Below are 19,531 nucleotides of genomic sequence, written 5' to 3' on the forward strand. Positions count from 1 at the left end.
TAATTCAGGATGGAGTGAGCACTTTCCTGGAAGCAGTCTCTATGGCCGCGACCACGCTGTTGCCGGGCATGATGGTGGCCACGGGGATGCGCACGATCTTCTCAAGGGTATAGCTAACGATGGGGGCGCAAACCAGGGCCTGGGCGCCATCCCTCTCCGCCTTAATAGCCGCCACGATGGCGTCCTCCATGGTCATCGCAGAGTACTCACGGACCACGATGCGCTTCCCATCCACGAGCATCTCGCGCTCGCTGATGCGGTCAAGCACGGGCCGCGCCGCTATCACGGCGATGAACTTCTCCCGGCTCAAGCCCTCTATCTCGCGTATCGCGTCAATGACCTGGCGAAGGGTGCCGAGGTTGGGGTCTCTTTCCCCGCTCATTATCTTATAAAGCGTGCTCGGGGAGACCCCTGAACGCCTCCCGAACTCGGTAATGCTCAAGCCCAGGTCCTTTTTTATGGCCTTCTCAAGCGTCTTCCTGAACTCCTCGTCAGACTGAAATGCCGCCATGATCACGTCATCCGCTATAGTCATAAACCTCAATCCTTAAAGTATAATGTATGCCCAAATATTTCTACTTTTGTATTAAATGAAAGTTGCCCTGGGGAAAAGCTATAAGCCATTTTGAGGAATACAACAAACGGAAGGTATATTATGGCTATCGATAACCTCATTGATAGGCTTAAGGAGGATAGGCTCTCCAGAAGGACGGTGCTAAAGCTCGGGGCCGCGGCGGGCATAGGGCTTGCCGGCCTGGGCATGGCGGGATGCTCCAGCCCGAGCCCAACGGTTTCAGCGACCCCGACGTCGGCTCCGCTAAAGGTAAAAGAGACAGTGAACATAGGATACCTGACCACTGACCATGACGCTCCCCTTTACGTCGCTAAGACTAAAGGCTTCTTAGAGAAATACGGGATGAAAGTCAAGCTGGTCAACTTCAACTCCGGGCCGGAGATAATGACGCAGATGGCGGGAGGCAGCATCGACATCGGCGTGGCCGGTGTCCCGCCGGTCATACTCGCGTACGACAAGGACCCGACTGTCAAGATAGTGGCCGCCGTGCACAAGAACGGCTCCGGCCTTTTCGTGAAGAAGGGCTCTGGCCTGAAGAAGTTCACCGACCTGAAGGGCAAGAAGATTGGCTCCCCTGGCCCTGGCTCCATCCAGGATATCCTGGTCAGGCAGCTATGCAAGAAGTATGGGATGTCGTATGAAACCGACGTGTCGATGGCGAAGCTTCCCGCCGGGCAATGGGTGGGCGCGGTGGACGCAGGGACGGTCGACGCCGTGATGGCCTGGGAGCCTTACGTCACCATTGCCGAGATGCAGGGCATAGGCGAGGTCATGTTGAGGTCTGAGGACATAATGCCGGGCCATCCATGCGACTCCATCGTGGCCACCCAGACGATGATTAGCCAGTACCCGGACTCTGTCAAGGCCTTCCTGAGGGCGCACCGCGATGCGGTGGAGCTGATAAACTCTAACCCGCAGGAAGCGGCGCAAATCGTGTCCTCCCCCGAGTGGCTGGCAGACGATACCGCCATCGAGCGGGCGGCGCTCGAGCACATAGCATTCCTGTATAAGCCCGACGAGGAATACCTTTCAGGCACTGATACGTTCTCCAGGGCGCTAAAGGAGGAGCTGGGCCTCACTAAGAAGGTCTACACGAGGGATGAGCTGTTCGACCTGACCCTGATTAGCCAGATATGAGGGCGAGGAAACTCCTCCGCCCAACAAATTTATTTTGGATGATGATGGAGTATATCTCCGTGCCCAGGTGGAGTAAAGTTTTATTGCAGATATCAGGCCTCCTGTTTATAATCCTGCTATGGGAGCTTGTAACAGGAGTGTTTCACGTTTTCAAGTGGATAGTCCTCCCTCCGCCTACCGACGTGTTCCTGACCATGTTCTCTATGGCCCTGGATGGTAGCCTTTTCATCAATGCGGGCTGGAGCCTGCTTAGGGTTCTCTTAGGCTTCCTCGTCGCCTCGGCCGTCGCGGTACCCCTGGGCGTGGCGATGGGCTGGCTGCCCGAGCTCTCTTACATAGTAGACCCCATAGTTGAGGTCATCCGCCCCATACCGCCAATCGCCTGGATAGGGCTGGCGCTCCTATGGTTTGGGATTGGAATCAACTCAGCGATATTTTTGGTCTTCATAGGGGCCTTCTTCCCCATACTCTTGAATACGATAGCAGGGGTGCGTAACGTTGAAAAGCGGCTCATAGAGGTCGCCTACACTTTCGGGGCCAGCGACTGGGAAGTGTTGAGAAAGGTCGTCATTCCCGCGGCGTCCCCCACGATATTCACCGGCATGAGGGTCGGCATGGGCATCGGCTGGATGTGCGTGGTGGCCGCCGAGATGATAGCGGTCAAGTTCGGCCTGGGCAACATGATCCTGGAGGGGTCGAACCTTCTTCAGACCGATGTCGTGATGGTGGGCATGATAACCATAGGCTTTATGGGGCTGGCCATAAACGTCGTTTTCCAGGCAGTGGGCAGCCGCCTGTTCAGGTGGCAGCAGGGCATCGGCAGGGAGGTGGCCTGAATGTCTAGCGACATAAGGATTGAGCACGTCACAAAGGTGTACTCATCGAACGGGCGCTCCCTCAAGGCCGTGGACGACATCTCCATGGAAATAAACGACTCTGAATTCATATGCATCGTCGGCCCATCGGGCTGTGGCAAGTCTACTCTTCTAAGAATGATAGCTGGCCTGGAGCCCGTGTCGAGCGGCGAGATACTGATGGGCGGAAAGAAGATAACCTCGCCATCTCCTGAAATAGGGTTCGTGTTCCAGGAGTACACCCTTTTCCCATGGCGGACGGTGGGCAAGAACGTCGAGTTCGGGCTGGAGCTAAAAAGGGTGCCGCCTCAGGAGAGGGAGAGGGTGGTGGCAAAGTACCTCGATATGGTCGGCCTGTCCAGGTTTAAGGACTCGTACCCCCACCAGCTTTCTGGCGGGATGCGCCAGAGGACGGCCATCGCCAGGACGCTCGCCGTTAATCCTAAAATTTTGCTCATGGACGAGCCCTTCGGGGCGCTTGACGCCCAGACCCGTAACATCCTGCAGGAGCAGCTTCTGGACATCTGGCATAAGGAGAAGAAGAAGGTGCTCTTTGTCACCCATAACGTGGACGAGGCCGTCTTTTTGGCAGATAAAGTAGTGGTCATGACCGCCAGGCCGGGCCGTATTAAGGAGATAATAGACATAGAAATCCCTCGCCCACGGGAGCGAACTGAGACCGAGGTCAACAAGGTCCGCAACGTGATCTTGAAGTCCCTTTTCGAGGAGGTCCAGAAGCTTTCGGACCATTAAAGCCGCAAGAGCGGGCATTAATTATACGGATGGCCTCGCTGGCGCTAAAAGTCGTAAGCGGGCCTTTTCAGCCTTGTCTTTAATCCATTTAGCCAGGCGCCGATACCTCATCTCAGTGAAATACGCCACAATGTATGCGACCACGTTTGTCAATACTAGAGATATGGCGATGAACGCCGGTAACGGGCAGCTGAGGCCGTATATGTCGTCGAGCGCCAGGAGAGCAGCTATCATGGCCACATGTAGCAGGTAGAGTGTGTATGAATAGCTGGCCATGGTTTTGATGAAGCCCTTTAGCCGGGCTCCTCTAAATATCTCCTCCTTGCCGTTAAAGTTAATGACGGCTAGCAATATTGCACACCCTGCCAGAAGTTCGAGGACGTATTCATAGTATATTATACCGATATGCAAGTCGATAGACATCCTTATGGCTATTAGGATGATAGCTATGGGGAAGAGGTATTTGAAGTATTTACGTATCTGTTCGGCATATATCCCTCTGGTCATCATAGCCGTGATAAGGACTCCGAAGAACCATACAGGGACGAGAGTCCCCCTATAGTTTGTAGCGGCCAGATATATCGGATAGAGCGAGAAGAGCAAAAATCCCAGCATGGCTTTAACTTTGAGCATATTTTTTGGCTTATAGAATACTATCAGCCAGCCGAACGCCATGTATAGCCACCATTCGATGTTCAATGTCCAGAGAAGCTCGGCAAATGGAGGCCTTGGAATATGAAATGGAGGCATCATCTGGAGCATCAGCAGGTTTGCCAGAAATATGTCGATTGATATGCTTGAGGTGCCGAACCTGGGACTTAGTAGATAAAAAAGGGGGGCATTAATGGCCCTTATTAATATGTCCAGGGCTAATATGATGATGAGGCATGGGACCAGGCCTGAATATATCCTTGAAAAGCGGTCGATGAAATAGCTGCCAAATCCATAATTGCCCGCCTGGAGCTTTTTGAATAGCGAGTTTGAGATGACGATGCCAGATATGAAGAAAAATAGCATCACGCCCATAATCCCTAGATTACCGGGTCCCATCCAGATTAGGCTATTATCGTATTTGACATTTTTATATAGAAGGTATAGGGGGATAATGTGGCTTACTACCACCATCTCGCATGCCAGTACGCGGAGAAGGTCTAATAAGACAGAAGCGTCTCCGGATAAATAATTATTTCTTATTGGGCCTTGAGCGCTAACCGGGTTAATTCTACCACGAGCCTACCTATATTCTTGAATTATCATTTGGTACTTATAGATTATAGAATACTTGATTATATAAAAGTTATGGATTATAAGCTAAGCTATTGTCGGGCAGAAGGTTTTTCTTTTGCTAGAAAAAGAAGACGTGGTGTTTAGCCATCCATTATCAACTAGAGCTCCGCTTTAGTCTTTATTTTACGTCAAACCGAACGTTTATATCTCTTTATTATATAATTTGTATTTATAGTGAGATGATGACCACGAGCAGGCTTAGGACGGGCATCGCCGGCCTGGACGAGATGACCGGCGGCGGCTTCATACGAGGCGATACCACCCTGATAACAGGGCCTCCAGGCACGGGCAAGACGACTTTCGGTCTTCAGTTTCTAATGCAGGGCATCTCGGAAGGCGAAAGCGGGGTGTTTGTGACAGTCGAGGAGATGCCCCAGAAGATAGCGAGCGACGCAATGAACTTCGGATGGGACCTGAAAAGGCTGGAGGCCGAGAAAAAGATGAGGCTTTTCCACCTGCGCTCGGAGATGCTCCAGGCGGGCGGGGCGCCCATCATGCAATGCCTCGACATCGTCAACGCCATTGGGGCAAAGCGCGTAGTCGTGGACCCAATCTCATTATACTCATTAAACGTGGGCAACCCAACAGACCTTCGGAGGGAGCTGTACGCATTCGTGAACTACATGAAGGAGAGCGGGCTGACGCTCGTCCTTACCCACGAGGTGCCCGACATAATCACAAGGGTATCCCGCATATCCGACTACGGCCTCGAGTTCATCGTAGACTGTATAATCATGCTCCAGTACGTAGAGATAGAGTCGGAGATAAGGAGGTCAATAAGCGTGCTGAAGATGAGGGGGTCGGACCATGATAAGGCCATAAGGAGGTATAAGATAACGGACAGGGGCGTCGAGATCGAGGCGCGGTTCGAGGGCTACGAGGGCATCATGAGCGGCACGGCCCGCAAGACAGGGGCGCAGGCGTTCATCGAGGCGTTCAAGCGGTAAGGCGATGGCATGGAAGGCTCTCAACTGGCCCTTTTGGCAGCCGTCGTATGCGAGCTCATATTGCTGGCCTTCATCTTTTGCATTGCAAGGTTTTATGAGCTGAAGTTCAGGGAGAAGACTTTCCCCCTCTCTTTTCTCGCTCCCGCCCTCGTTTTCCTGGGTGCGATGGCATTCGCATTGTACGCCGGCTCAGGGCTGGGATGGGAGCTGCTGATAACTAATGCATGTACGCTTTTAGCGTTGGCGACATCGGGGCTTCTCCTCTACAGAAAAATGATGGGGGTGTCTCATTGAGCGGAGTTCTAGAGTTCCTCAACTGGGCATCCCTTTTCGTGGCGCTGTCCGGGATGGCGCTACTGCTCCGTGCCCTGAGCCGCAGGCTCGGGGAGGCGCTACGCATGAAAAAGTACTACCTGCTCTACGACGCCAGCATCGCCCTCATGGCCCTATCCCTGATTCTAATCATCTCCGGGCTTTTTAGCGGCTTGCTATCCAGGCTATTGTTCTTATCGGGCGCTGTGCTCATGGTGGGCACAACCATGCGATACTGGTGGTGGATAGTGCCGGAAATATTTAAGCCTGGCCAATAATTATTTAGCCTGGAGAGTAAAGCATTAATATCATTGGCTCAAAAAGGAAAAGGTAAGGGTAAAATGGTCAGGGGATAAAATGGCGCTTGGATGGAGAGACATCTTATATTTCTTAATGGGGCTCATCGCCATCTGCCTGGTGGTATCTTTTAGCGCTTACCAGCTTACGACGTATGGGTCGGTGCGCGACGCGCTCGAGGGCATCGCCATGCAGCCGTCGCAGGTGGTGGGCCTGCACGAGCAATACGACAGCATGGTCGAGCAGTTCGCAAGCGGAGGCGGTGACACGTTCACCTTCCGCTTTGGCGGGCAGTCCATCGACGTCACCGCGTATCAGGCGAATGGAAAAGGCGAGAGCCAGGTGATAGGCATCGTGCTGGATAAGTATGCGGAAAACCTCTATAACGGGAACGTGCAGGGCTCGCTCTCCATGGCCGCGGGCATCGCGGGCGCCAGCGCGAACGCCTTCTATTTCCTCGTCTCAGCGCTGCTGTTCGCCGCATTCTTCATAATACTCGCCCTCTCGTACATACAGCGGTGGTATGAGACAACGATGGACATGCTTAAGGGCGCTGGCAAGGTCATCCTTGTGATGGGTGCCATCGCGTTCATCTCCTTTTTGATAATGCCAGCCGTAGTCAAGTCGGTGATGTGGGCCTCCATTAATACGGAGCTTGGGAGGGATGTGGTCCGTGTCATCGAGCCCAGGATAACCGGCGCCCTTCTCGTCAATACGCTCATCGTCATCCTCTTCGGCGCCCTGCTTTATGGGGCTGGATTTCTGCTCCACATGGATACTGGCGAGGAGGAGCCTGGTGCCACGGGATACCCGAAGTTCATCTCCAGGATGAAGGAGGCGGCCAGGGCTCGCGGTACATCGCCTGGAAGGGTGCCTTCAAAGCCTGGTCGCAGGCAGCTATGAGCCATCGGTGCCAGAGCCATGTCGTGCCTCATACCTGCTGAAGAACCTGGAGTAGAGCACTGCGGCGGCCAGGTAAAACAGGCAGGTCGCAACGTAGGGCAAAATGTAAAAGCCATACGACATGAGCACGCCGGCGACATAGGAGCTTACCGCTATCGAGATATAGCTGCCCATCGACGTCAGGCTCGACACGGACGCCATCTCCTCGCTATGCACTATCTCCATGGAAAAGCTGTTGCTTATGGGCACGGACATGTTCATGAACAGCATCCTTAGTATGTAGGCGGCGCCGGCGATATACAGGTTGGTGGTAATTGCCAGGATTACGAGGAAAGGTATTGATAGGAGGTAGGTCAGCGATACGGTCTTGACCTTTCCTATCCGTGAGACCATGCAGGGCACCGCCATCGCCCCCACCGCCATGGAGGCCTGGGCCATGGCGAAGATCAGGCCTATCTGGCCCGGCGTGGCGGAGAGCATCTTGCTAAAGTAAACGTTAAAGAACGGCACGATGAGGCCCGCGCCCAGCCCTATCAGGCAGCTTATGGCGACCAGGCGCTTGACCACCCTGGACCGGGCCAGCTCGGCCAGCATCGGCCCGACCGCTGGAGAGCCTACGCAAACCTTCTTTTTCTCTTTCAGGAATATCAAAGGGATGATGGATGCTATGGCGACCGCGACCGAAGCGTATAGCGTGTAGCGATAGGACAGGGCGCTCCCCCCGTCGACCCCGAAGGCGGACGACCACACCTGAGGCAGGTAGCCGCCTATGGCCATGCCCAGGACGGTGGCCACCACGAACAGGGCGAAGTTGAAGCTGAACAGGTAGATCCTATCCTCCGCCGTGCTGTTCTCGACCATGAAGGGGGCGGCTATTATGACGGGGACCGTGGAAAAGATGCCGCTCAAGAGGCTTAGCATGAGCAGCCACTCCTGGGAGGTCATCACGTAAAGCAGAAATGACACAACCGTCGATACTATACAAGACGCGAGCAGGCTTTTCTTGCTCCCGATCCAGCCGCATACCTGGGCTGCGGGGAAGGCGAACAGGCCCGTGGCTATCATCGTCACCGAAATGATGAGGCCTAAAAACTGCTCGTTATAGCCAAGCCTGATAATATAAAGATTAAAGATGACGCTGGCTATGCCCACGTAAAGGGATGTCAAAAAGTTATAGGCGAGGTACATCTTCGCGTTAGTCGAGAAGTTTTTCAGTGCCTGGGTGTAGTCGTTGATAACAGGGCATCCCCTCCTTTCTAAATGTTAAAAATAATCAAAATAAAGATACTTTGTGGTTTTTATGGCGTGATAATCCTTTGCATGATGCTTTTAGCGAGCTGCGGCTTCTCGGCGTCCTTGAAGTAGTGGTAAAGCAGGAAGGCGGTTAGGACGTAGAAGATACAGGTCCCTACGAAAGGTATAAGGTAGTTTTCACTGGCTATTAGAAGGCCGCTCAGGTAGGTGCTCACCGATACGGCGATGTAGTTCCCCGTCATCATCATGCCCAGGGCCAGGCCCTGCTCGCCCGGCTTAATCTGCTCCATCTGGAAGCTGGTGGTGGCCGGGCCGGCCATGTTGATGAAGAATACGTAAGCCACATATGCGGCCGCCGCCAGAAGAAAGCTCTGTGACAGGGCTATGAGCATCACGAATGGGGCTGCGAACACCTTCGACAGCGCCGCCGAGCGGACCTTCCCTATCTTTGAGGTGAGGTATGGCGTGATGATGAACCCCGCCAGCATGACGGCGCCGGCCGCGGCGGAGACAAGGCCGACCTCAAGCACGCCAGCCTGGAGGGCTTTTACGAAATACACGTTAAAGTAGGGCACTATCATGCCAGAAGCGGCGCCAAACGTCAGGCTGGTAACCGTGAACCTCACCACGTCGGCTGAAGGCCTTAAGGACTTCAGCGAAAACGAGCCACATCTAATCCTGGTGGCATACCCGCTCTCCTTGACTAGAAGCATGAGGATGGAGCCTATGGCGAGCAGCAGGGCCGATGATAGAAGCGTTAGCCTCAGGCCGCCCGCGTTGAGCCCTGTAAACGGCCCCCACATGCCGGGGAGGATGCCGCCCAGCGCGCTGCCTATAACTGAGGATATCCAGCTTATGGAGGCGTTAGCGCTGAAAACGTGTACGGACTCCTCTTTCCTGGCGTTTTCCGCCAGCATCGGGGTGAGCGCCACCGAGCTTATCGATACGAAGGCCCCGCCGGCAACGCTGAACAGTAGAAGGGCATACTGGGACGATAACAGGTATAGGGGTATGGCTGATAGCGTTGAAAGCGCCCCCGATATTATCATGAGTGCCCTTTTATCGTACCGATCGCAGAGGATACCTGCAGGTATGGACATGACGGATGAGGCCAGTACGTTTGAGGCAAGCACAAGCCCGAGGAAATCGGCCCCATAGCCGAGGCTTAATATGTAGAGGTTGAAGAGAATGCCGTATATGCCCGTGTACAGGCAAACTATGAAGCTTCGCAGCAATAGCAGCTTCACGTTCGTGTTGAAGCTGGCTATGGTGCGCACGTACTCTTTTATTATCTCTATACCCCCTGGCCTATAAGTATCGAAATTTCGCGCCGGAAGTTTAAATCTTTATGCCTGCCCTCGAAGCCCTGTCAGGCGATTTTAGCCTGGCTATGCCATCCTCATCCTCCCTGAAGAAGTGGTACATGAGGCCGGCGGCCATGAAGTATGCGCAACACGTCGCCGCATACGGCAAGACGTAGTTCCCCTGAGCCATGAGTAAGCCGCTGAGGTACGTGCTGGCCGAGACGATGACGCCGCTCACGGTGGACATGAACCCTATCGCGAACCCTCTCTCTTCCGGCTCGATCTTCTCCATCTGCAGGCTTGTTATCGCGGGGCCGGCCAGGTTCATCAGGAGCATCCTGGCGGCATAGGCGAACGATCCCATCGTGAAGCTTGCCGTCGCCATCATGATAATTAAGAAAGGTATGGAGGCCATCTGGGTGAGCGCCGCAGCCCTGGCCTTTCCCAGCCACGAGGAAACGTGTGGCGTGACGGTGAAGCCCACGACCATGATGGCGTTGGTGATGGCGAAGACAGCGCCTATCTCAGAGGGGCCTGCGCCGAGCACTTTCGTGAAATAGACGTTAAAGTAGGGCACTACGGCGCCCGTGCCGACGCCCGTGAGGGCGCTTATAGTCGTGAACTTCAATAGGTTCGGGGAAAACCTTATGCTTGCCCTCCTAGATGTACGGCGAGGCTTGCCGCTTTTCATCATAAGAAGCGTGGACCACCCTGCTAGGAGCAGTAGGAGCGATAGCACTAGCGTGAGCCGATATGGGCGGCATCCGGGCCGTAGCCGGAGCATTATGCCGGGAATGATGCCACCGGCAATGCAGCCGATGATTGATGCCGTCCAGCTCAGCGCAGAGTTGAGGCTGAATATCCTCACTGTATCCTTCTCGCAGTTCTCGGTGAGGAGAGGCGTCGCGCAAACCGCGCTCACCGAGCTGCACGCCCCTCCTATGGCGCTGAAAAATAGCAGGACCCACGGCGAGCCTACCAGGAATATGGGCGCCGTGGATATGAGCGAGAGCAAGCCAGAGATGGCCATCAACTTTCGCTTGTCGAAGCGGTCGCAGAGCACCCCGGCCGGCACCGCTGCCGCCGATGAGGCGAGCATGTTAACAGATATCACCAGCCCGAGAAAATCCTCGCGGAAGCCCAGGTCGAGTATGTAAAGGTTGAATATCACGTCGTATATGCCCTGGTATACGCTAAGGATAAATGAGCGCATGATGAAGAGCCTGACGTTCTTTTTAAACGCGTCATCGATCATAGGCATAGCACCCTCCTGGCGGGTGATAAATGAAAAGGCAATAAACCTTTATATGCTTCTGCTTGCCTAAAAAGCCATTAAAATACTGTGACAAGCATTTTTAGGCTTTTATGTGTCTTAAAACGCCAAAAACCAGCTTAAAAATCAACCAATTTTTATATCTATAAACGTGGTTTTGCCTATCAGGGGTGAGTGATCAAATGGACGGCCTCATCTGGCTGGCGGTATTGTTCCTGATATTAGCGCTGGTGGCCTACATCCTCGGCGCGAGGGGCATTGCCGGCCTAAGCATTGAGATAGCAAAATGGCTCGTGATAATCTTCGTCATCCTCGCCATCATCGTGTTCCTGTTCGGTGGCAGGGTGTTCTTGCCGACGCCATTGCTGCTGGCATAATGCTCGCCATAGGGCAGCACAGACAACTTCAAATATTCAGACATTATAAGAGATAGTACAAAAAGAATTAGGGATGGATTAAGAAAAAAAGCGGCATAATATAGCGCTGCCCTCTATGGAGCATTAACAGTGTTATCGACCAGCCTGCTACTCTCGATACTACTCATACTGGTTTTAGGGAAGATACTGGGCATAGCTGCCGAGCGGATGGGCATGCCCTCGCTCGTGGGCGAGCTACTCACGGGCATCATCCTGGGACCCATGATGCTCGGCATAATCCACCCTGCCGCCGCAGGGTCCGAGGACCCCCTCAAGTTTTTATCGGACCTGGGCATCCTTTTCATGATGTTCCTGATGGGCCTTTCCATTGACATAGAAAGCGTGATGAAGACGAACTCCCGGAGCGCCGCCTCCATCACCATTATAGGCGCCGCGATAGTCCTGGCGCTCTCCACGGCCCTGATGGCCGTCATCGGAATGGCGCTGGGGCAAGACCTGTACACCTCGGTCATCCAGGGCTGCCTCATAGGCGTGGGCCTGACGTCGACCTCGACCGTCATCGGCTTCCGCTACCTGAGCGAGATAGGCGACCGCTTCTCGAACGTATTTAAGACGCTCGTTGCCGTGGAGGTCACCGACGGGATCTTCTCCATCATGGCCCTCGCGGTGCTGCTCTCCATCGTAGGCCTGCTAGCGAAGGGGTCCACCGGGGCAGCAATAGACACAAACGGCTTCATGTCCGAGGTTGGATGGTCCACCTTTAAGCTATTCCTTTTGATGCTAGGCTTCATGATCTTCGTCATCAAGTTCGGCGGCGTGGTCACTGATTGGCTGCTTGGCGTCTCCCGGAAGAGCAGGGATGAGCAGTCGATCATCACGCTCTCCTTGATCGTATTATTCGCCGTTGCCACCCTGAGCGATTGGCTCGAGCTGACGTACGTAATCGGGGCGTTCCTGGCAGGGGCAATACTGGCGGGCTCGCCTTACAGCAGTACGGTTATCGAGCCGAGGATCAGGGCGATTGGCTACGGCCTTTTCATCCCCATATTTTTCGCCTACACGGGCATCTCTATGGACTTTAGCGCCCTTTTCAAGGCGCCGTCCATCCGCCTGGCCGGTAACCTGGCATTGCCTTGCTACCTGCTCCTGTTCCTGGGCCTTCTGGTCATCGTTATGGCGGGTAAGTATATCGGCACGAGGGCTGGGTGTGCCCTCTCAGGCGGCTATAAGGGGTATGAGGCCCATCGTATTGGAGTCTCTTTGATGTGCGCGGGCGAGGATGCCCTGGTTATCGTGGGCATCGGTGCGAGCATCTCCGCATCTCCAGGAGGCCAGCATATCATCAGTAACGAGCTTCTATCCATAGTGGGCCTTATCGTCATCGTGTCCTCGTTGTTGGCCCCCATTTTCATGAAGCGGTCTTATGAGGAAAAGGATTATACGCCGCCCGTGGCGTCCCATACCAGGACCGGCCTTAACGGTAAATCTAAGGGCAGGTATAGGAGCCTGTGAGCCTTACTGGAGGCTTTCGAAAAGCATAACATTTTTAGCTTTAAAGCCGTATTTGAGACAACATGTTCGACCTGTACAGCCTGCTGGCGGGCATCTTCATAGGGCTTTCCCTGGCTGTGCCGCCCGGCCCCGTCAACGCCATAATAGCCGCGGAATCGGTCAAGAGGTCGTACCTCGCAGGGATAAAGGTTGGGCTCGGGGCGATGACGGCGGACGCCACTTTCCTGTTTATAACGCTCATAGGCATTGCCGTGCTGTTCACGGGCGAAACCGTTAAAATGATGGCGTCCGTCGCCGGAAGCCTCATACTCGCGTACATGGCCGTAAAAATACTAAAAGGGCACAAAAAGCCGCTAAAAGAGAGCGGAAAAGAGGATATAAAGAACCATTACATGACTGGCGTCATCGTCGGCATTACCAACCCTGCGTCCATCCTGTGGTGGGTGACGGCAGGCGCAGCGCTTATCGCCAACTTCAATGCCCCGGGAATAGCCGGGTTTTTCATCGGCATCTTCATATGGGTCTCATCTTTCTCGATAACCCTACATTTCGCCCAAAAAAAGGTGGAATGGCTCTACCCAGTCATAATGCTGGCCAGCGGCCTGGTGCTCTTGTTTTTCAGCGTGATGCTCCTGTATAACGCCATCATGATGGCCCTATGAAAGCCTTTTTACAGCCTCGGCAATGACAGGGGCAACCGTGACCTTGCTCATGGGCCTTTCCAGCGTGTCGGTGGCTATGACCTCCTTAACGCCGGCATCATACAACTTAAGGTAAGCGTTGTGGGCGAAGACCGGGTGCACGCAGGCCACGTAAACGTCACGCACTCCCTCCGCCTTTAGCAGCTTTATCGCCTCGGCGATAGTGCCGCCGGTGCTTATGATGTCGTCCATGAGCACCACGTCCCTTCCCCTGATATCTAAACTTTTTGGGGCTATCCTCACCTCTTCGCCCGATATCCTGGTCTTTTCGAGGTAGTCGTAGTGCAGGCCGCGGGGCTCGGCGGCGGATTTTGCAAGGCTAAGGGCGCCATCATCAGGGGCCAGGATGGTCGTGTCCTTGAGCTCCATGCCGTCAATATAATTCCCGAGCTCTGGGGCGGCGTTCAGGTCAACGGCAGGGCAAGGGAAGTGCTCCAAAATGGAGCGGTCATGTACGTTTATGGTGAAAACGCGGTCCGCTTTTATGCACCTGGCCAGCGCCCTCGCCGTGACGGGCTCACCGGGCTTGAAGCGCTTATCCTGTCTCGCATAGCCAAAGTATGGCACCACCGCCGTGATGCTCCTTGCCTCATCGCAAGCGTCTATAAGCTCCAATAAATAGATGAAATCAGAAGCCCGGAAAGTGCTCTGGATTATCACGACGTCCTCATTCCTGATGTCGCCCGTCACCCGGCAATACACCTCCCCATCCGGGAACTCCTTATACTCCGTAAGGTCCACGCCACACCTCAAAAGCGATGCCACCCTCGTCGCGAGGAGCTGTGATGCCGGCCCCGACACGATCCTCATATCTTGCCCTCAATCATGCTTTACACGCTAATCGCCTACACGGCGCTTATGCCATATAAAGCTATAGCCTGCATAAGATTTAATGCCTATCCACGTCATAGGGTATGCGAGTATGAAGGTCATCTCAATCATAGGCTACCATAAGGCTGGCAAGACAACGCTTGTCGAGAGGCTGGTAAAAGAATTGCTGAAACATGGCTCGGTAGGCACCATTAAGCATACCAGGGAGGAAATCGTGCCGCAGGCGGGCGATACCGAGCGCCACCTCAACGCCGGGGCAGGGGTTACTATAGCAGTGACTCCGACCAGAAGCGTAAAGATCGTAAAAAATGCTGGCCTAAATGACGCGCTCGCCCAGCTCTCCAGGGACGGGATGGATTTCGCAGTCGTGGAGGGCTTCAAGGAGAGCGGCCTGCCCAAGATAGCCATAGGAGACGTGGAGGCGCCGAACATAGTGGCCCGCGTGGACGCCAATGCCAGCGGCGAAGAGCTGGCGAGGATAGCTATGGCTCAGCCAGACCAGGTCACGCTGGAGCATCTAGTCGCAAAAATAAAAAGAAGCCCACGCTATAAAGAGGCCGGGGCAATAGGCACGTTCACGGGGGTAGTGCGCGAGATCGCGGGCGATGAAAGGACCGAGGCGCTGGAGTTCGAAAGCTTCGACGAGGTTGCCAGAGAGCGCATAAAGGCCATAGAGGACGACCTGAAAAAGAGGGAGGGCATACTTGAGGCCCTGATCTATCATAAGACGGGCCGCATCAAGGCAGGCGAGGATATTGTTTATATAGTCATACTCTCCGGGCACAGGCAAGAGCTGTTCCCGGCGCTGAAAGACGCGATAGAAAGGGTTAAGGCAGAGGTCCCCATCTGGAAGAAAGAGTTCACGACCGGGGGCGACTTCTGGGTACATGACATTCACTGAGGAAGCGATATGGCATTATTCGGGACTAATGGCGTTAGAGGCGTGGCCAACGTAGAGCTGACGACCGACATGGCTATGGACCTGGCGAAGGGGTTCGGGACATTTAAGCCGGGAACGATAGCTGTCGGGAGGGATACGAGAGAGTCGGGCGAGATGATCAAGGCGGCGGTCATCGCCGGACTGCTTTCGACGGGCTGCAGGGTCATAGACCTCGGAATCGCGCCCACCCCGGCCATACAGTACTACGTCAGGGAGTGCGGCCTGGACGGCGGAATAGTCATCACGGCGTCCCATAACCCGCCTGAGTATAACGGCATTAAGGGCATAGCGAGCGATGGGACCGAGTACTCCCACGAGGACGAGGCGGTGGTGGAGAGCCTCTACTATTCAAAGGAGTTCGTGAGGGCGAATTGGAGCCAGACGGGCGGCCTGAGCGCCGCAGACCCCAAGCCCATGTACATCGATGGCATCATCTCCAGCGTCGATGCTGAGGCCATAGAGGCTAAAAGGTTTAAGGCCGTCGTGGACACGGGCTGCGGCGCGGCGAGCCTGACCACGCCCTTCCTGTTAAGAAGGCTGGGCTGTAAGGTGGTCACGATTAACGCCCAGGTGGACGGGACTTTCCCGGGCAGGAATCCCGAGCCGACCGGCAATGAGATAAACGACTTGAAGGCAGCGGTCGTGGCCGCCGGGGCGGACCTGGGGGTTGCCCACGATGGCGACGCCGACAGGGCCGTGTTTGTGGACGAGAAGGGCAGGTTCGTAAACGAGGACGTCCTGCTTGCCATAATGGCCGAGCACATATTGAAAAAGAAGCCAGGCAGCACGATCGTAACCCCCGTAAGCTCCTCCTCCCTCATCCAGGACATAGCGGATAGGTATGGCGCAAGGGTCGTCTGGACGCCGGTGGGCAGCATTTACGTGGCGAGGACCATGATGGCCACAGGCGCCGTCTTCGGGGGCGAGGGCAACGGCGGCCTCATCTTCCCGGAGTTCCAGTATTGCCGTGACGGGGGCATGTCCGTCGCCTGCATGCTCGAGATGCTGGCGCACACCGGCAAGAAGCTCTCATCCATAGTGGACGAGATGCCCGCATACCATAGCATCAAGGATAAGATAAGGTGTAAGGATAAGGAGGCCGTCATGAAAAAATTGGCGGCGCACGTAAAGGGAGAGAAGGTGGACGCGACGGACGGCCTTAAGATATACAGGCCGGAGGGCTGGGTGTTGATAAGGATGTCGGGTACCGAGCCCATCATCAGGGTTTTTGCCGAGTCCAGGACCGAATCGGGAGCTAAAAGGCTTGCCGAGTATGGGGTTGGCCTCGTAAACGAGTACAATAAATAGCAAGGGGCAAACTCATATCGTTTTTAGGTAATAAATTTTTTAAAGAAAGCCCTTCCGCTCCAGCCAGTTCACCTGCGGGCCAGTGTATCTCCAGACCACGTCGCCCTTCTCGTTCTGAAACTCCCACGGGACGACGATGACCACGTCGCCCTCGCGTATCCAGATGCGCTTCTTGAGCTTGCCAGGGATACGGCATACCCTCGTCACGCCGTCGACGCACCGCACCACCACGCGGTTCGCTCCCAGCATGCTCGTAACAGTGCCCAGAACCTCTCTCTCCTTCTTGTTTGGGACCCTCACCCTCGTGACCATCTCGCCTTCTTCGCCGGCGATCTCCCCCTCATCTCTTTCTCCTTGCCTGTTCAGTTTACCACCTTCGTCATACTCTCTTCCTTACAGGCTCTAAAATCATGTTCATGTACTTAGCGGCCGCTTTTTTAAGGTCTAGCGGGTGTACCTTCTTCGCCGCGAAGTCGCCCTTTAACGCCTCGAAGGACAGATATTCGATACTACCTCCATGCTTCTCGGGCCTTTCTATGGTTACTGCCGGGTATCTTATAAAAATGTGGTACCTGAAAAGGTCTAGCACCGGGTTATTTTCCACGACGCCCATCGGGCAGAAGGCCTTCTCTATCTTTTTTGCCACGCTTTCCGCCGGCTCGTCAACGCTAATATTGTTTCCCTTGCTGGAGGACATCTTGGTGCCGTCCAGCCCCAGTAAGATGGGCGTGTGGAGGCACACGGGGCTCTTAAAGCCTAGCATCGGCAGCTCCTCGCGCGCTATCATGTGTATCTTGCGCTGGTCGATGCCGCCCATGGCGACGTCCACGCCTAAGAATGCTATGTCTATGGCCTGCATGAGGGGATATATCATCTGGGAGACGTGGGGGTCCTCCGCGTCCCTGGACACCTCATCCATGCTTCGTCTCGCCCTGTTTACAGTAGTCTCGCATGCCATGCGGAGCACGTTCATCTCGTACTCCGGCGACAGTTGGTACGAAGACCCCAGCACAAAACGCGTGCTCTCCTCGCTCAGCCCCAGGGCGATAAAGCAGCGCTTATTATACTCAGCAATTTTCTCGATCTCCTCCATCGTGCCCTTGCGGTTGAGATAAGCGTGAAGGTCGGCCAGCAGAACGGTCACGTTGAGCCCCGCCTTCTGGCAATCGATGAGCTTGTTGACAGTTATCATGTGGCCCAGGTGGACGTTGCCGCTGGGCTCGTAGCCCACGTAGACTGTCGGGTGCGGCTTCTCGTCCAGTAGCTTCTTCAGCTCGTCCATGGTCACGACCTCTTCGACGTTCCGCGTGACCAGCTCTAACCTATCCATTTGTTCACACCACTGTCCTTATAGATGCCTGACATATAAATCATTTATGTTTTTAGGCCCGCAGGACGGCGCGACAAAACATATCGCAGTATGGAGCTTTTCAGCGTGGGCCGAATGTTAAAGGTTAACCGATTGTGAGATAAACTATATTAAAGCTATCGATAAAACACGTGTATAAGTAGCGATTTGAGGAGAGCTGATGGGCGTGGATGGCGACGATGGCATACTGGGCGTTTTGTGGAGAGGAAAGTTTTACATAATACTCGTGGCATTGCTGGTGCTGGCGATCACGGCTAGCGCCTATTATTTTTTAGAGTCTAAACGGCTGGCGTCGATGTTGAGCCAGAAGGAGTCTGACTATACCGCTTTGAACGATAAGTATAACAAGCTATCGTATGATCACTCGGTGCTCGTGGCGAGTAACGAAGACCTCACTAAAAAGTATAAGGATGTTAGCGACCGTTATGATAAGCTGTCGGTAGAGAATCAGCATTTGAAATCTGCGTATAATGCGCTTAACGAGACTATCGAGAGTTTTCAGGAGACTGGCGGTGCCGTGATGGCGCTTCATTATGATTTCTACGAGGGCGGCCCATCGAATAACCGTAAGAATTACCTGGAGGCTACTGTATATAACGTTGGAGACGAGAGAGAGGATAGGGTTACCATCAAGTGTCAGACCATTACCAATAATTCGACCAGCGTAAGCGAGCAAACGTTCCTTGACGTTGGGCCTCTTGATAAGAGGCACGTTAAATGGGAGTACTCTACGGGTACCCGCTTAGGGTCGGTTTGGTTTGAGACATAAAGCCTGATTGAGGAAAAATATGGATGGTTGGCATTAAATCTTCTTTTTCTACGAGTGATGCCATCTTTTTATTGCTAACCATCTGCACGGCCATCACGCTATTGTAATGAAAGCACTAGCCTTTTATATTATAATGTAGCAATTAAGAATAAAAGAAAGGGGATGGTAGTTTGAGTAGTGGAAGGTCATTGAGCAGAGGCGGCTTTTCGCCATCGGGCTCACTCACTAACGTGTTAGTCGTTGCACTAGTGGTAATAGTCCTTTTACTATGCGCGGGAGTATTTTTGCTCTATAATCAGGAGAAGGGCGCGAGCAACGATGCCAGGATTGCGAGAGATGCTCTAAATACGATGAACATGTCGTATAACGACTTATCGAATAAGTATGCTGCCCTCGCCGCAAATTGCTCAGAGCTTAAAGAGCGGTACGACCTGCTACAGGGGCAATATGATAACGTCTCATCGAATTATGCGGCCCTTAAGAACCAGAGCGATACCATGATGGTTAAGCTGGGCGAGTTTTTAGAAAGCGACCCCACGGTAGCCTATAACTACGAGATATTACTGGCGGAAAGGGAGAATAATACGACTGTGCAGGTGCTCACCGTGAACGTCTATAACGTGTGTAATAAGGACATGGGTGACGTCAACGTGAAGGTCACCATACGGTCGATGGCTGACAATTCTACGGGCGAGCTCGTGAAGACCATAAAGGGCATGCCGTCGCTGAGCAAGCGCAGCGTCGAGTGGGAGCTTGATAGCCTGTCGAGGGTTCAGAGTGTGTGGGTGGGGCTGGGTTGAGTGGCCCCTCATTACATGTTTTTCCTAAA

General features: G+C 54.1%; 22 protein-coding genes. 14 read left to right on the forward strand and 8 right to left on the reverse strand.

From position 1 onward, the window contains the following. Positions 1–4: 4 nt before the first annotated feature. Positions 5–535, reverse strand: coding sequence for a helix-turn-helix domain-containing protein (locus tag MTC_RS06140; protein ID WP_014405826.1), 531 nt, complete (start codon positions 533–535; stop codon positions 5–7). Between the two features lie 120 nt (positions 536–655). Here MTC_RS06140 and MTC_RS06145 point away from each other — a divergent pair, with 120 nt between their 5' ends. The 3 genes from MTC_RS06145 to MTC_RS06155 are packed head-to-tail and all read left to right on the forward strand — an operon-like array spanning position 656 to position 3,318. Next, a complete protein-coding gene (locus MTC_RS06145) occupies positions 656–1,711 on the forward strand; it encodes an ABC transporter substrate-binding protein (RefSeq protein ID WP_014405827.1) in 1,056 nt (351 codons plus the stop codon). Between the two features lie 38 nt (positions 1,712–1,749). Further along, entirely contained in the window at positions 1,750–2,547 is a 798-nt protein-coding gene (locus MTC_RS06150; protein ID WP_237705858.1) for an ABC transporter permease, read from the forward strand. Further along, positions 2,548–3,318, forward strand: coding sequence for an ABC transporter ATP-binding protein (locus MTC_RS06155; RefSeq protein WP_014405829.1), 771 nt, complete (start codon positions 2,548–2,550; stop codon positions 3,316–3,318). A 21-nt stretch (positions 3,319–3,339) separates the two neighbouring features. Here the strand turns inward: MTC_RS06155 and MTC_RS06160 are convergent, their stop codons facing one another. Continuing rightward, entirely contained in the window at positions 3,340–4,539 is a 1,200-nt protein-coding gene (locus tag MTC_RS06160) for an acyltransferase family protein (RefSeq protein WP_338036531.1), read from the reverse strand. Positions 4,540–4,784: 245 nt separating this feature from the next. On the opposite strand from MTC_RS06160, the gene MTC_RS06165 reads away from it, so the two are divergent. From MTC_RS06165 to MTC_RS06180, 4 genes are all read left to right on the forward strand, one after another. Beyond that, the gene (locus tag MTC_RS06165; protein ID WP_014405831.1) at positions 4,785–5,552 is read left to right on the forward strand and encodes an RAD55 family ATPase; all 768 of its coding nucleotides are present in this window, start codon (positions 4,785–4,787) and stop codon (positions 5,550–5,552) included. A 9-nt stretch (positions 5,553–5,561) separates the two neighbouring features. Then, entirely contained in the window at positions 5,562–5,846 is a 285-nt protein-coding gene (locus tag MTC_RS06170) for a hypothetical protein (protein WP_014405832.1), read from the forward strand. Then, a complete protein-coding gene (locus MTC_RS06175; protein ID WP_014405833.1) occupies positions 5,843–6,142 on the forward strand; it encodes a hypothetical protein in 300 nt (99 codons plus the stop codon). The genes MTC_RS06170 and MTC_RS06175 overlap by 4 nt, the downstream gene beginning before the upstream one ends. 79 nt (positions 6,143–6,221) lie before the next feature. Continuing rightward, complete coding sequence (locus MTC_RS06180; RefSeq protein ID WP_014405834.1) at positions 6,222–7,064, forward strand: hypothetical protein; 843 nt, start codon at positions 6,222–6,224, stop codon at positions 7,062–7,064. On the opposite strand, the gene MTC_RS06185 is transcribed toward MTC_RS06180, so the two are convergent. From MTC_RS06185 to MTC_RS06195, 3 genes are all read right to left on the reverse strand, one after another. Continuing rightward, positions 7,059–8,252: an MFS transporter gene (locus MTC_RS06185; RefSeq protein WP_014405835.1), complete on the reverse strand. Its 1,194-nt coding sequence runs from the start codon at positions 8,250–8,252 to the stop codon at positions 7,059–7,061. The genes MTC_RS06180 and MTC_RS06185 overlap by 6 nt on opposite strands. Positions 8,253–8,362: 110 nt before the next feature. Next, entirely contained in the window at positions 8,363–9,595 is a 1,233-nt protein-coding gene (locus MTC_RS06190) for an MFS transporter (RefSeq protein WP_014405836.1), read from the reverse strand. 61 nt (positions 9,596–9,656) lie between these two features. Beyond that, positions 9,657–10,877, reverse strand: coding sequence for an MFS transporter (locus tag MTC_RS06195; protein ID WP_143767090.1), 1,221 nt, complete (start codon positions 10,875–10,877; stop codon positions 9,657–9,659). A 188-nt stretch (positions 10,878–11,065) separates the two neighbouring features. On the opposite strand from MTC_RS06195, the gene MTC_RS06200 reads away from it, so the two are divergent. The 3 genes from MTC_RS06200 (at position 11,066) to MTC_RS06210 (ending at position 13,446) form a co-directional block, all read left to right on the forward strand. Next, positions 11,066–11,272, forward strand: coding sequence for a DUF1328 domain-containing protein (locus tag MTC_RS06200; protein ID WP_237705859.1), 207 nt, complete (start codon positions 11,066–11,068; stop codon positions 11,270–11,272). Between the two features lie 129 nt (positions 11,273–11,401). Beyond that, entirely contained in the window at positions 11,402–12,784 is a 1,383-nt protein-coding gene (locus tag MTC_RS06205; RefSeq protein WP_014405839.1) for a cation:proton antiporter, read from the forward strand. Between the two features lie 62 nt (positions 12,785–12,846). Beyond that, complete coding sequence (locus MTC_RS06210; RefSeq protein WP_014405840.1) at positions 12,847–13,446, forward strand: LysE family transporter; 600 nt, start codon at positions 12,847–12,849, stop codon at positions 13,444–13,446. Here the strand turns inward: MTC_RS06210 and MTC_RS06215 are convergent. Then, the gene (locus MTC_RS06215) at positions 13,441–14,295 is read right to left on the reverse strand and encodes a ribose-phosphate diphosphokinase (protein ID WP_014405841.1); all 855 of its coding nucleotides are present in this window, start codon (positions 14,293–14,295) and stop codon (positions 13,441–13,443) included. The genes MTC_RS06210 and MTC_RS06215 overlap by 6 nt on opposite strands. A gap of 112 nt (positions 14,296–14,407) precedes the next feature. Here MTC_RS06215 and MTC_RS06220 point away from each other — a divergent pair, with 112 nt between their 5' ends. Both MTC_RS06220 and glmM read left to right on the forward strand, forming a co-directional pair. Further along, positions 14,408–15,217 carry a molybdopterin synthase gene (locus MTC_RS06220; protein WP_014405842.1) on the forward strand — a complete coding sequence of 270 codons (810 nt, stop codon included), beginning with the start codon at positions 14,408–14,410 and terminating at the stop codon, positions 15,215–15,217. Between the two features lie 9 nt (positions 15,218–15,226). After that, complete coding sequence (gene glmM / locus MTC_RS06225) at positions 15,227–16,564, forward strand: phosphoglucosamine mutase (RefSeq protein WP_014405843.1); 1,338 nt, start codon at positions 15,227–15,229, stop codon at positions 16,562–16,564. Between the two features lie 39 nt (positions 16,565–16,603). Here glmM and eif1A read toward each other — a convergent pair whose 3' ends face one another. After that, entirely contained in the window at positions 16,604–16,897 is a 294-nt protein-coding gene (gene eif1A, locus MTC_RS06230; RefSeq protein ID WP_272941623.1) for a translation initiation factor eIF-1A, read from the reverse strand. A 46-nt stretch (positions 16,898–16,943) separates the two neighbouring features. Then, positions 16,944–17,894: a tyrosine--tRNA ligase gene (locus MTC_RS06235; RefSeq protein WP_014405845.1), complete on the reverse strand. Its 951-nt coding sequence runs from the start codon at positions 17,892–17,894 to the stop codon at positions 16,944–16,946. Positions 17,895–18,093: 199 nt separating this feature from the next. Between MTC_RS06235 and MTC_RS06240 the strand changes: the two genes are divergently transcribed. Both MTC_RS06240 and MTC_RS06245 read left to right on the forward strand, forming a co-directional pair. Further along, on the forward strand, positions 18,094–18,702 hold the full coding sequence (locus tag MTC_RS06240; RefSeq protein WP_014405846.1) for a hypothetical protein: 609 nt from the start codon (positions 18,094–18,096) through the stop codon (positions 18,700–18,702). 170 nt (positions 18,703–18,872) lie between these two features. Continuing rightward, entirely contained in the window at positions 18,873–19,502 is a 630-nt protein-coding gene (locus tag MTC_RS06245) for a hypothetical protein (protein WP_014405847.1), read from the forward strand. The last annotated feature ends 29 nt before the right edge of the window (positions 19,503–19,531 follow it).

The sequence above is a fragment of the Methanocella conradii HZ254 genome, from assembly GCF_000251105.1.
GTDB classification, from domain to species: Archaea; Halobacteriota; Methanocellia; order Methanocellales; family Methanocellaceae; genus Methanocella; species Methanocella conradii.